Source organism: Butyrivibrio sp. FC2001 (genome assembly GCF_000424125.1).
GTDB lineage: Bacteria > Bacillota > Clostridia > Lachnospirales > Lachnospiraceae > Butyrivibrio.
In genome coordinates this window covers 148,714-161,871 of record NZ_KE384132.1, presented here as the reverse complement: position 1 = coordinate 161,871, position 13,158 = coordinate 148,714, and the positions used below count along the sequence as shown (strand labels likewise).

Annotated in this window: 10 protein-coding genes; 3 read left to right on the top strand and 7 right to left on the bottom strand. The window is 42.3% G+C overall.

Features of this window, described 5'->3' with window-relative positions; all coding sequences use genetic code 11:
• Positions 1–6: 6 nt before the first annotated feature.
• A complete protein-coding gene (locus G601_RS0114425; RefSeq protein WP_026665784.1) occupies positions 7–648 on the bottom strand; it encodes a bifunctional 4-hydroxy-2-oxoglutarate aldolase/2-dehydro-3-deoxy-phosphogluconate aldolase in 642 nt (213 codons plus the stop codon).
• 159 nt (positions 649–807) lie between these two features.
• On the opposite strand from G601_RS0114425, the gene G601_RS0114420 reads away from it, so the two are divergent.
• Positions 808–1,686 carry a helix-turn-helix domain-containing protein gene (locus G601_RS0114420; RefSeq protein WP_026665783.1) on the top strand — a complete coding sequence of 293 codons (879 nt, stop codon included), beginning with the start codon at positions 808–810 and terminating at the stop codon, positions 1,684–1,686.
• A 20-nt stretch (positions 1,687–1,706) separates the two neighbouring features.
• Here the strand turns inward: G601_RS0114420 and feoB are convergent, their stop codons facing one another.
• Positions 1,707–4,046: a ferrous iron transport protein B gene (gene feoB / locus G601_RS0114415; protein WP_026665782.1), complete on the bottom strand. Its 2,340-nt coding sequence runs from the start codon at positions 4,044–4,046 to the stop codon at positions 1,707–1,709.
• A gap of 55 nt (positions 4,047–4,101) precedes the next feature.
• Positions 4,102–5,253, bottom strand: a complete 1,152-nt coding sequence (gene pdxR, locus G601_RS0114410) for a MocR-like pyridoxine biosynthesis transcription factor PdxR (RefSeq protein ID WP_035790808.1) — start codon at positions 5,251–5,253, stop codon at positions 4,102–4,104.
• Between the two features lie 156 nt (positions 5,254–5,409).
• Between pdxR and G601_RS0114405 the strand changes: the two genes are divergently transcribed.
• Together G601_RS0114405 and G601_RS0114400 are read left to right on the top strand one after the other, a co-directional pair.
• A complete protein-coding gene (locus G601_RS0114405; RefSeq protein WP_051201036.1) occupies positions 5,410–6,015 on the top strand; it encodes an ECF transporter S component in 606 nt (201 codons plus the stop codon).
• Positions 6,012–6,704 (top strand): anaerobic ribonucleoside-triphosphate reductase activating protein, encoded by a 693-nt coding sequence (locus tag G601_RS0114400; RefSeq protein WP_026665780.1) that lies wholly within the window; start codon positions 6,012–6,014, stop codon positions 6,702–6,704. The genes G601_RS0114405 and G601_RS0114400 overlap by 4 nt, the downstream gene beginning before the upstream one ends.
• Positions 6,705–6,758: 54 nt before the next feature.
• Here G601_RS0114400 and G601_RS23465 read toward each other — a convergent pair whose 3' ends face one another.
• From G601_RS23465 to G601_RS0114380, 4 genes are all read right to left on the bottom strand, one after another.
• A complete protein-coding gene (locus tag G601_RS23465) occupies positions 6,759–7,970 on the bottom strand; it encodes an ion transporter (protein ID WP_026492670.1) in 1,212 nt (403 codons plus the stop codon).
• A gap of 52 nt (positions 7,971–8,022) precedes the next feature.
• Positions 8,023–10,533 carry an EAL domain-containing protein gene (locus G601_RS25215; protein ID WP_081673540.1) on the bottom strand — a complete coding sequence of 837 codons (2,511 nt, stop codon included), beginning with the start codon at positions 10,531–10,533 and terminating at the stop codon, positions 8,023–8,025.
• Positions 10,534–10,611: 78 nt separating this feature from the next.
• The gene (locus G601_RS0114385; RefSeq protein WP_026492672.1) at positions 10,612–11,439 is read right to left on the bottom strand and encodes an energy-coupling factor transporter transmembrane component T family protein; all 828 of its coding nucleotides are present in this window, start codon (positions 11,437–11,439) and stop codon (positions 10,612–10,614) included.
• Positions 11,417–13,153, bottom strand: a complete 1,737-nt coding sequence (locus G601_RS0114380; RefSeq protein ID WP_026665779.1) for an ABC transporter ATP-binding protein — start codon at positions 13,151–13,153, stop codon at positions 11,417–11,419. The genes G601_RS0114385 and G601_RS0114380 overlap by 23 nt, the downstream gene beginning before the upstream one ends.
• Positions 13,154–13,158 lie beyond the last annotated feature (5 nt).

The following is a 13,158-nucleotide window of genomic DNA, read 5'->3' as shown; positions in this document are numbered from 1 at the left end:
ATAGTTTTAACCTCTAATCTCTTTTACTATCTCTGCAGCTTCTCTTGTCATCTCCTCAATCTTTGCAAAATCTCCGGACTTGATGACATCATTTTTAACCATCCATGTGCCGCCGCAGGCAACTATTTTCTTAAAGCCAAGGTAGTCTCTTACATTATCCTTATTGATACCGCCTGTGGGCATGAATGTAAGATTTGTGTAGGGTGCTGCAACTGCCTTGATCATGGAAAGTCCGCCTGCAGGCTCTGCAGGGAAGAACTTAACAAAATCAAGACCAAGCTCCATCGCCTGCTCCATCTCTGAAGGTGTCTGAACACCGGGTGCTACGGGATATCCCTTCTCGATGCAGTGCTTAACTACTGTGGGATTAAAGCCGGGAGCAACGATAAACTTTGCGCCTGCTGCTACAGCTCTGTCAGCCTGCTCGCAGGTAAGAACTGTTCCAGCGCCTACCAGCATGTCAGGGAACTCCTTTGACATAATCTTTATAGCCTCCTCAGCAGCATCAGTTCTGAAGGTAACCTCAGCAGCCGGAAGACCGCCCTTCATAAGAGCATCTCCAAGAGGCTTTGCATCCTTTGCATCCTCTAAAACTACAACCGGAATAATACTGATTTTTCCAAGCTTTTCTTTGATTTCTTCGTACATACCTTTTTTAAATCTCCTCTTCTATATTTTTATCCGCAGTACAAATCTGCAGCGAATGTTATATTCCGTGAATAATACTACTGTTTCGGGCTGTTTTTTCCCATTGTAACGATTGCCTTATGCATTGCATTTTTTGCTATAGTATGTTAGTTTTAGCCCATGAAAAAGAATTTAAAAACTGAGTTTAGTACAAGACAATATATGCTGTCGCGAGATTTCGAGATCTACTACTACAGCGACAGAAGCCTTCCCAACGTAAAGTCCCACACTCATGACTACTATGAGTTTTACTTTTTCCTTGGGGGCGATATCAAAATGCATATAGATAAAAATACCTTCGTTCCGGTTCCGGGAACCATGATTGTTATCCCTCCGGGAGTGCCTCACTACGCCACTCTTACAAACGGAGAATCCCCCTATAGGAGATTCGTCTTCTGGGTAACCGAGGATTTTCTTGGTACTCTTGGAAGTATATCTGAGGATTACCGCTTTCTTGCTGACAGAGCAAAGAAATCCGGTACATTTTTCATGCACAAATTTACAGAGATCGCCTTCAACTCTCTGCAGGGAAAGGTGTTCTCCTTAATAGATGAAATAAACTCCGAGCGCTTCGGAAGGGATGCGAAAATCCTCATCTCCGTCAGCGACTTCATGCTGTCACTAAACAGGGCTGTATACGAATCAGAGAATCCCACGCAGAATGACAGCGACAGCGAATCCCTGTATCACAGCATCATCCTCTATATCGAGACACACATAGATGAGGATCTCTCCCTGGATGAGCTCTCGGAAAAATTCCATGTTAGCAAGTACCATATCTCTCACCTTTTTACCAAGACCAATGGTCTACCGCTCCACAAATACATTATAAAAAAGCGCCTTGGCATGTGCCTCGACGCTATTTTAAGTGGTCAGGATATCTCCGCAGTTTCTTCAGGCTACGGATTTTCCGATTATTCTGTTTTTTATCGTGCCTTTGTTAAGGAGTATGGTAAATCTCCCAAGCAGTACAAAGACGAGATTATGCGAAATAAATAACTATCACATTTTGAGATTATTTATCCTAAAGCGATCATGATAAATCTCACAGCGAGCGCTACTATCCATGCAACACCGCACTGCCACAAAACAACGCAGATCGCATATTTTGCTCCAAGCTCTCTCTTGATGGAGGCAATGGCTGCAACGCAGGGTGTATACAGGAGCGAAAATACAAGCAGGGTTGCAGCAGTCACTGTTGTAAGAGCGCTCTCAATGCCGTCCGCAAAGAGAATCTCCATGGTTGATACAACGCTCTCCTTTGCGATAAAGCCGCTTATAAGTGAGGTTACTACTCTCCAGTCTCCAAGTCCAAGGGGCACAAATATAGGAACGAGAAGTCCTGATATTGTTGCCATGATGCTGGTGGAAGAATCACTTATAAAGTTAAGGTGCATGTCAAAGCTCTGCAAAAACCATACACAAATGGTAGCAAGGAAGATGATACTGAAGGCCTTTGTAAGGAAGTCCTTCGCCTTTTCCCAAAGGAGCTGTGTAACATTCTTAAAGCCGGGCATTCTGTAATTTGGAAGCTCCATTACGAAGGGAACCGCCTCGCCCTTAAAGAAGGTGTTTTTATAAACCAGTGCCACAAGTATTCCAACAACAATTCCAAGAATATACAGACCTGTCATAATAAGTCCGCCGCGCCTCGGAAAAAATGCATTCACGAAGAAGGCATAGATCGGAACCTTCGCGGTACAGCTCATGAAGGGTGTGAGCAGAATTGTCATTCTCCTGTCTCGTCTTGAAGGAAGAGTTCTCGTGGACATTACGGCAGGTACCGTACAGCCAAAGCCGATAAGCAGCGGCACAATACTTCTTCCCGATAGTCCGATTCTTCTGAGAAGCTTATCCATAAAGAACGCAACTCTTGCGATATATCCGCTATCCTCCATGATCGACAGGAAAAAGAACAGGGTTACCACTATGGGAAGGAAGCTTACAACACTTCCGACACCTTCAAAAACACCCTTTATAATCAGTTCCCGTATGGCAATGTTGACGCCTTCCTTCACCATCCAGCCATCCACAGCTTCCTTTAACATATCAATTCCTGCTGCCAGAATATCCTGGAAAAACGGTCCTATTACATTAAAGGTAAGTATAAAGGTGATACCCATTATAATTATGAAGAAGGGTATCGCAGTCCACTTTCCTGTAAGAACCTTATCAATTTTCTCTGATCTGATTCGCTCCTTACTCTCCGTGGGCTTAACAACAGTCTGTTCACAGACTCTCTCTATAAAGTCATAGCGCATGTCGGCGATGGCAGCACTTCTGTCCATTCCGCCCTCGTTCTCCATCTGAAGAATGGTATGCTCTATTGTTTTTGTTTCGTTATCATCAAGTCCAAGCTTTTCCGCGATAAGTTTGTCACCCTCTATGAGCTTAGTGGTTGCAAATCTAAGGGGTATATCAGCTCTTTCAGCGTGATCCTCAATTATAGATTCAACAGCATGAATTGCTCTGTGGATTGCTCCGCCATGATCTGTCTTCTGGCAAAAATCCTGCGGAATAGGCTTTTCCTGATAGCTTGCTATATGAATTGCGTGACGGACAAGCTCTGCTACGCCTTCATTTTTCGCCGCTGAAATCGGAACTACCGGAACTCCCAGCAGTGCTTCCATCTTATTGATATCGATGGAACCATTATTCCCGCGCACCTCATCCATCATGTTAAGCGCAATAACCATGGGAATGTTCATCTCAAGAAGCTGCATCGTAAGATAGAGGTTTCGTTCTATATTCATTGCATCAACAATATTGATGATCGCTTTTGGCTTATCCTCTATTACAAAATTCCTGGATACAATCTCCTCACTGCTGTAAGGGGACATGGAGTAAATTCCCGGAAGGTCTGTCACCAGCGTCCACGGATAATCTATGATTGGACCATCCTTCCTGTCCACCGTAACTCCGGGGAAATTTCCCACATGCTGATTGGCGCCTGTCAGTTTATTAAAAAGTGTTGTCTTACCACAGTTCTGATTTCCCACAAGAGCAAAGGTAAGAATTGTATTTTCAGGGAGCTTTTCACCCTCTGTAGGATTGTGATATCTGCCATCCTCACCAAGTCCCGGGTGCTCAGAGCTGTCTATCTGAGTAATTCTCTCGTGCTTATTTTGTCTCTCTTCTATCTCTTTTACTTCAATTTTCTCGGCCTCTGACAATCTGAGAGTCAGCTCATAGCCATGTATCTGAAGCTCTATCGGGTCCCCTAAAGGAGCGTACTTAACTACCGTTATCTCAGCTCCCGGGATAACTCCCATATCAAGAAAGTGCTGTCTTAGAGCACCTTCCCCGCCTACCTTTGTTATTACTGCTGAATGTCCAAGTGACAATTCTTTTAGATTCATATATCGTTGCCTTCCTTAAGTGTTATCATTATCCCCCTTTTATTATAAGCCCAAATCAAGAATTATTCTCAATTTCTTTTTTTCTGTTATTTCTTCTGACCTTATTTATATGTCTTTCAAAATCGCCGCTGTTTAGAAGTGATGCTATAACAAGCTGATCCAGCGTTGGCACAGGGCACTCGTAAAAGCCTGTCTTCTCTTCAAAAAATGAAAGAAGGTTCGTCGGAAGCACCATATAAGCAGCTCTCACATAGCTTCCAATGGTTCTTGTAAAGGTATTTACATACATTACTCTGCCTTCCTCGTCCAGTGAAAAGATGGTCTCCTCCGGTTTTCTGCTGGGAGTAAATTCAGATTCAAAATCATCCTCAACTATATAAGCATCGTTTTTTCTGCTCCACTTAAGATACTCTCTCTTTTTTGCAGCAGAAGCTGTTACTCCACTTGGAAAGCTTCTGTAGGGTGTTATATGAAGTAGCTTAACGTTCGCATTCCAAAGCTCTTCACTTTCAATACCATCGTTTCCCAGCTTTAGCATATGGATGTCAGCACCACCTGCGGTATAAACCTTGGCAATCTTCTGATATGAAGGGCTCTCTACGCCGTAGACAATATCCCGCCCGAAGGTCTGCACGATAAGCCCGTAAAGATACTCAGCTCCGGCGCCCACAATTATCTGATCCGGCGACACCACAAGGCGCCTTGATCTTCCAAGATAACCGGTGATGGCGTTCCGCAGCTCCTCGGTTCCGTTTTTGGGCGACTTGTTCATTATATATGAATCGTACTCACTTAGCACCCTTCTTACGGTTTTTGCATATATAGAATATGAAAATTTGGGAACGCTAAGTGAAGAAGACTTTATTTCATCTGTAGCATTTACTTTAGAAAAGCTGCCAACCGGCTTTTTATCTGCTCTTACAGCACTATTATTTCTATTTCCAGCATGTATTACAGACTTACTGTTTACTCCGGTGTAAATTTCCTTATCATCGAAGCTTACGAAGTAGCCGCTTTTCTCCCTGGGACTTATGTACCCCTCCTCAGCAAGAAGCTCGTAAGCATGCTCTATTGTTATGACGCTGACGCCCATTGCCTCAGCCATAACTCTTTTTGAAGGGAGCTTCGTTCCTACAGTATATCTTCCGTTTATGATATCTTCCCTTACCTGTTCGTACACCTTCAGGTATCTTTTTACCTTCTCCATAGCGTCTACCTTTTCGAACAATTATCAATTTTTATTCTGGTTATATAAAAAAAAACAAATCTGATATTTTTAATGATACCAGTTTGATGATATATTATCTTAAACAAATTAGTCAACGGAAAATAATGAAAAAGTTAACGAAGGATGGAGGACATTATGAAAAACGATCAGATCACAAAAATATCATACGCAGGTCTCATGGCTGCGCTTTGCTATGTAGGCTATGCTGTATTTCCCGCTATAAATGCCTCAGGTACTAAGGTTCACCTCGGAAATGCATTTGTAGTACTCGGCGCTTTATTGTTAGGAGGACTGTACGGCGGACTTGCCGGAGCCATCGGCTTATCCCTTGCTGATATCATCTCCGGCTACGCTGCCTCCGCTCCCAGAACCTTTATCTGCAAGCTTGTAATCGGTCTCGTTGTTGGTCTCGTAGCACACAAGATTGCTAAGATATCTGAGGATCACAAGAAGACCTATATTTTAAAATGGTCCATAATCGCTGCTATTGCAGGACTTGCATTTAATTGCGTATTCGAGCCCTCACTTAAATATGTATGGTACACAATCCTTACTCCCAATGCAGAAAAAGCTGAAGCAGCAATCGGTGCTCTTGTTGCAGTTACAACTTATGCTACAATAATAAATGCAGTGATCAATTCACTTCTTGCAGTTGTACTTTATAACGCACTTCGTCCGGCACTTTACAAGGCAAACCTTTTTCCGGACGTAACAAAGAAAGAGCTTAATCAGGCATCATGAAAATACATGGCTTACAAAAAATGACATTATTGGACTATCCGTCAAAAGTTGCCGCAACCGTCTTTTTAGGCGGTTGCGATTTTCGCTGTTCATATTGTCATAATTTTGAAATTGTAGACGGTAGTATGGCTCCAATCATGGATGATAAGGAGCTCTTTTCATTTTTACAAAAGCGAAAAGGGCTTCTCGACGGAGTAGTCGTAACAGGCGGCGAGCCCTGCATCTACACGGAGCTCCCCTCTCTCATATCAGAGATTAAGGGCATGGGCTACCTTGTTAAGCTTGATACAAACGGCAATCACCCGCATGTGGTAAAAAGCCTTTTATCCGAAAACCTGATCGACTATATTGCCATGGATATAAAAAACTCGCCGGCAAAGTATCCACTTACAAGCGGACTTCCGACAGTAGATGTAAATACCATCAAGGAATCAATAGACCTCATAATGAACTCAGGAATAGACTACGAATTCAGAACCACCGTGATCCACGAGCATCACAACGTTTCTGATTTTGAGGAAATAGGTAAATGGATCGAGGGTGCAAAAGCATATTACCTTCAGCAGTTTACAGACAGGGATACTGTTCCTGACAAAACTCTCACATCTCCATCTAAGGAAGATATGCAGCTTTTTCTTAAGACCGTTCAAAAATATGTACCGGCTGCTGCCCTTCGCGGTGTTGAATAACCTTAAAAGCAAACAGCAGGCAAACACTTTTCATTAAGTGAATGCCTGCTATTTTTATACTGTAATCTCATCCTCATCGGGGAGGTGGACCTTTGAAATAACTACTATGGTGTCGCCTCTCTGAAGCTTCACCCCGCCCTTAGGGATAACTGTCCTTGAGCCTCTCTTAATAGATAAGAGCTGTGTCTGCCTTGGAAAATCAAGATCCTTAATAAAATGATCAACCCACGGGTGCGTATCTCCAAGGGTTACCTCCTTCAGATTCAAAGGAGTGTCATTCTGTATAGCCTGGGCACCTATAACAACCTTATCTCCAGCTTCAAGCACGATATTCCCGTTGGGAATGATGACCTCTCCTCGCCTTTGTATCATCGCAATAAGGGCTCCGTGAGGAATATCGATATCCCTTATCTTTTTATCAACCCACTTATCCCTGGTGCTCAGAATAACCTTTATAAAATGCATGTCTATGGACTTTGCGTAATCTCCCATCCGCTTAAGCTTCGTGTACTGTTCAACGAATCCTGCGGAAATAATACCAGTAGGGATAGCGACGATTCCTACGCCTAAAAATGCGATCAAAATTCCTAAAGCTTTTCCTAAAACAGTAACCGGATAAATATCTCCGTAGCCAACAGTAAGAAGTGTCGATGCCGACCACCATATTCCCGAGAAGGCATTTTTAAACACCTCAGGCTGTGCGTCATGCTCAAGTGAATACATACAAAGACTTGACGCAAGCATCATTACGGCAATGATAAATACCGAAGATAAGAGCTGCTGGGCCTTATTTTTAATAACCTCAGTAATTACGTTAAGAGAGTCATAGTAGGCGTTAATCCTGAAAAGTCTGAATATCCTTGCAACCCTGAACATTCTGAAGGCTGCTGCCCCTGTCGGGAATACAAAGGGAAGATAATATGGTATAAAACTCAGAAGATCAATGATCGCCGAAAGCGAAAAGATATATGCTATGATCGCTTCCATTTCAGATTTATTTGGAAAAAGACACTTCGCGCAAAAGGCACGAAGGAAGTAATCGATTGCAAAGAAAAGAACTGTCCATCTCTCAATCTCGCTAAAAAGCGCTCCATAAGAGGCGTTCAGTTCCGCAAACGTGGAAAGGAACGCAGCTGCCAGATTAAGTATCAGAGCTGCTGTTCCAATCACGTCATAAGCTATACTCGGTAAATCCCCCAGATATCCTACGGATACTATTCTGAAAAGTTTCTTTCTAAACTCTTCAAAGCTTTTACTATTTTCCACAACATTGTCCCCTACAAAATTTTTCAATATTTCTCAAACCAGTAAATCCCCATTATTTATCACTGGCATCAAATACTATCGCTTCCTCAGGCTTAACAGGCTTGCTGAAATAATAGCCCTGTATCTTATCGGCGCCGTAGGTCCTCAGCTTTTCAAACTGCCATTTTTCCTCTACGCCTTCTATGATAACCTGCTTATCTATGTCATGCACAAGTCTGATTACGTCCTGCATGAATGCTTCTTTTCCATCAACAAGATAGCTGTCCACGAAGGATTTATCTACCTTGACGAAATCCACAGGAATGTACGTCAGATAACCGAGTGAGGAATATCCTGTTCCGAAGTCATCCATAAGTAGCTTAATTCCAAGCTCCTTAAACTGGGTAAACAGTCTCTCTGCCTGCTCTGTTCTCTCCAGGAACAGTCCTTCCGTTATCTCTATCTCAACGTACTCTCCTGAAATATTATAACGCGAAAGCAGCTCCTTAACAAAGTCTACATATCCTGTATCACCAAGCTGATTACTTGAATAGTTAATGGAAACAGGCTTAAGCGTATAGCCCATATCTCTCCAGGCTGCCAGCTGCTTTATAACAAGCTCTGTGGTAACCCTTCCAAGTCTTCCTATCCATCCGCTTGATTCAATTATAGGAATAAATACATTGGGATAAAGACCCTCGGCTTTCATTCTTACAAGAGCTTCGAAGCCTGTAACCTCCTTGGTCTTAACATCAATCTGAGGCTGGTACAGCATAAAGAAGCCGTCATTATCAAAGGCCTCAAGAATCTTAGCCTTAATCTTATTCTCTTCGCGAACCTTCTTCTTTATCTCATCCGAATACTTAAAGGCCTTGTTCCTTCCGCGAAGCTTAGCCTCATACATGGCTATCTCGGAATTGATAATATGCTGATCCGGCAGAGTCGCACCGTCAGATACGGAAATACCTACACTACAGGACATGATTATAGTCTCATCTCCTACAGGTATGGGCGTTCTGAAGAGCTCAAGTATTTCATTGATAGTGGCAGAATCCTCCTCAAGCTGTTCCTTGGGAACCATGATAAGGAATTCATCTCCGCCGTATCTTGCTATCATCCAGTCTCTTTGCGCGGATATGCGTTCAAGCGTAACGGACAGATACTTAAGTATCTCATCCGCTATCTGATGACCATAGGTTTCATTGACATCCTTGAAGTTATCAATATCTATCATAAGTATTGAATAGACATTCTTAATCGTCAGATTATCGCGCAGATAGTCAACTGCAGTTCGCCTGTTCAAAATATCCAGGAAATCATCATGCTCTGCCTGATACCTTAATTTCTCCTGAGATTTTTCAAGCTCTGTCTTTGATTCCATGAGCTCCTGATTAGACAGTTTACCTAACAGCACCGTTATGTATACAGCCCCAAGAAGGAATACCATTGACAGGAAAATCATACCCATTGTAGGGAAAATGTTCCCGTACATGTCAATGAAGGTCAGCGGCTTATTGAAAATAACCGCATTCTCAGGAAGATCCTTTTCGTCTATTCCGTATTTATTCAAAAGACTATAGTCAAACTCGGCATTATTATTATTAGAATCAACAATAAGCTTTTCATGTCCAATGGGCTTTCCATTAAGTAGATTGATCATATCATTTGCCGCCGTCTTGCACAGAAAAGTAAAATCAAGTCCAAAGCTAGCGAGAATACCGTCAATATTCCCACTTAGATAGTTTCTTAAAACAGGAACATTAGTGTTACTGACGATAATATTTGTCATCTCATTGGTTGAATGAACATTGTTATCCCTGTCTGTAAAGCAGGTCATGTAAATCACAACTGCATCCTTAGGAATCTCCTGCAGTTTCTTTTCAAACTTTTCAAATTGCATGTCTGCAACGTTTATCTCATGGAACTCATAGTCATTTGTACTATTCCGCTTTAGCCTGTTAAATTGAACCATATCCGCAATTCCTGCCGGAGAATTGTCATGTATTCCATAATACTTCTTACGATCAGGCATAAGCTTCATGGCAAGCTTTATGGTATCAATAAGATAATCATTTTCGTAATATCCGTTCATTCCATAGCGTTCTACCGCCATCTGAGCAGTTGTCAGATTATTGACTCCGTAGAATACGATCGGAATATCTGAAAACAGTTCATCCTTATATTGCATGGCGAATTTAACCGCCTCATCATCTGCAAGCATTACTCCGTCATAATCCTTATCCAGATTAACTCTCTGGACAAAGAAATCATGGAATATCTCTATATCCTTTGCGGAGCTGTGTTTTTTGGCATCCATACACACGACATCAAGATCGATGCCGTTTGGATCAAAACTTTCTCTTAGTCCCTCAATCTGAGGTGTAAACGTATAATACTGGGAATTATAAGAAGCAATCAAAAGAACCCGATACTGGACCTTTCCCTTGTAAACAGGTCCAGTCATCGAGCTGGTATCATCTGTAGTTACAAACTGTCTAAGAAACAATATGGCAACTATCAGACATAATACGCTAAGCGCTATAAATACTATTCGTACTTTTTGTAGTATTGACCGTTTTGCCATAAAAAATCACCGACCATATATAGTATAAAATTATTCTAACACTATATATGTCGGTGCATTATTAATTAAGCCTTATAATCATATAAAAGGATTATAAAATCTGCTTCCATCAGCAAAGGTAAGCACTAATGAACCTATACTAAAAAGGATAATAAATGCAAGGGTTGCAAAGTCCATCGCGGTCAGCTTCTTTTGTGAATACCAGCTTCTCTTCTTCTTTTTCCCAAAGCCTCTAAGCTCCATGGCATTACTTACCACCTCTATTCGGTCCATTGATGAAAAAAGAAGCGGGAATATTATCACTGCCGTGTTCTTTATCCTGTATAACAGGCTCCCCTTGGAGCTCATCTCTATTCCTCTGGCCTCCTGAGCGTTCTTTATCCTTCTGAATTCATCCTGGACATCCGGAATATAGCGAAGTGTTATCTCCAGAGAATAAGCAGCAGTGTATGGGATTCCTATCCTGTTTAGTGATGCAGCAAGCTCACTTGGATCAGTAGTCGTAAGAAAAATAAATATGGACGGAATCACCGTAAAATACTTAATAAGTACATTAAATTCATAAAACAGCTGCTCTGAGGTTATGGTGTAATTACCAAACAGATGCAAAAGGTCCGTACGGCTTCCGTATATCTTGCAGCCCTCATAGGGCGAGAAAAAGAAAATCCCCAGAATGTTAAGCACCATAAAAAACATGATAATGGCAAATACTCCGGAAACCTGCTCCCATTTTGTGCCGGATATGATGTATATCATAGCGCCCATAATGATCATCACAACAAGTACTCTGGTATCGAAGGTTATGGCACTTGTAATACACCAGAGGAGGAAGAACACCAGCTTTGTAAAGCCGCTGAGCTTATGAATAGGAGTATCCTTGTTTTCATAGGATATCATTCTGTTCATCACACGCCTCCTTCCTTCTTCGCCTCTCATCATCGATAAATCTTGCCGTGAATTCAGAAGGGTCATCTATACCGCATTTTAATGAGAGCTCATACAGGGACGTTTTTTTAAGATACGCCCTGTCACAGATTGCCTCATCTGTAAGTACGTCAAAGGGCTTGGCATCCATTATCAACTGACCATCAGCCATAGCTATGCATCTGTCTGTGTATTCAAGCATAAGGTGCATATCGTGGGTTATCATCATGATAGTTATTCCGAGAGCCTTTTTAATCTTCAGAATAAATTCCATGATATCCGTGTAATGGGCATAGTCCTGACCTGCCGTAGGCTCATCAAGAATAAGGATCTCCGGCTTCATGACAAGAATTGACGCAATGGTCACCCTCTTTTTCTGGCCAAAGGAAAGGGCTGATATCGGCCAGTTTCTATAGGGATACAGACCACATATCTTAAGGGTCTCATTGACTCTCCTTGTTATTTCATCCTGGGGAACTCCCTTTACAAAAAGTCCAAGCCCTACCTCCTCAGATATCATGGTCTTACTGATCATCTGATTTGGGTTCTGCATTACATAGCCTATTCTCTCGCCTCTCTCCTTTATGGAAAGTTCTGCTATATCCGCTCCTTCAAGTAAAATCCTGCCGGTGTTTGGTTTATTAAAACCGCAGATAAGTGATGACAGGGTGGATTTTCCTGCACCGTTTTTACCCACAAGAGCAAAGAGCTCACCGCGTTTTACCTTGAAGCTGGCATTGTCTACCGTCTTGTTAATTCCGTCATAGCTAAAGCAGAGGTTCTCAATTTCTAAGATCGTATCATCGCAGGTTTCGCTCTTTTGTCTCTCTGTCTTATGAAACCATTGTATTACATTTTCTTTATAGGGATCGATTAGCATCGATTCTATATGTTGCGGATGAGTATCCGGGGTAATGTCAGCCCCCGCAGCCTTAAGCGCAGTAATATAGAGAGGCTCACGTATACCGTGGGTCGAAAGAACGTCAGAGCACAAAAGCTCATCGGGAGTCATGTCCGCTACAATCTCACCTTCACTAAGAACAACTACTCTGTCGATATCTCTGTGAAGAACATCCTCTATTCTGTGCTCCACTATCACAACGGTCATGTCGTCGTTTTTACACAGATCATCCATAAGCTCTATGGTTCTCTTTCCGGTGGCAGGATCCAGATTTGCCAAGGGCTCGTCAAAAAGAAGAATTTTGACATCGCAGACCATTACTCCACCGAGAGATACTCTCTGCTTCTGGCCTCCGGAGAGTTCACCCGGAGCACACTCTAAAAGATCGGAAATATCAAGCTTTTTAGCCACATCTCCTACCTTTTCAAAAAGTTCGTCCTGAGGTGTGTTCTCATTTTCAAGGGCAAACGCCAAATCCTCAGCAACAGTGAGAGCTATAAACTGACCATCCGTATCCTGAAGCACAGTTCCTACGATTTTGGACATTCCAAAAACTCCGAGCTTGCCGGGATCGTTACCGCAAACTCGGAGATTACCGCTGATATCACCCTGGATGGATCCCGGGATCAGTGCATTCAGGCAGTGAGCCAGCGTAGATTTTCCGCAGCCTGACCGTCCTGCGATCAGGATCTTTTCACCGGGATAAATCTTCAGGTTAATATTCTTAAGAGTTGGCTCCTTCTGAGATCTGTATTTAAATGAAAAATCCTTAAACTCAATTATAGGCTCTCTCACTTAAT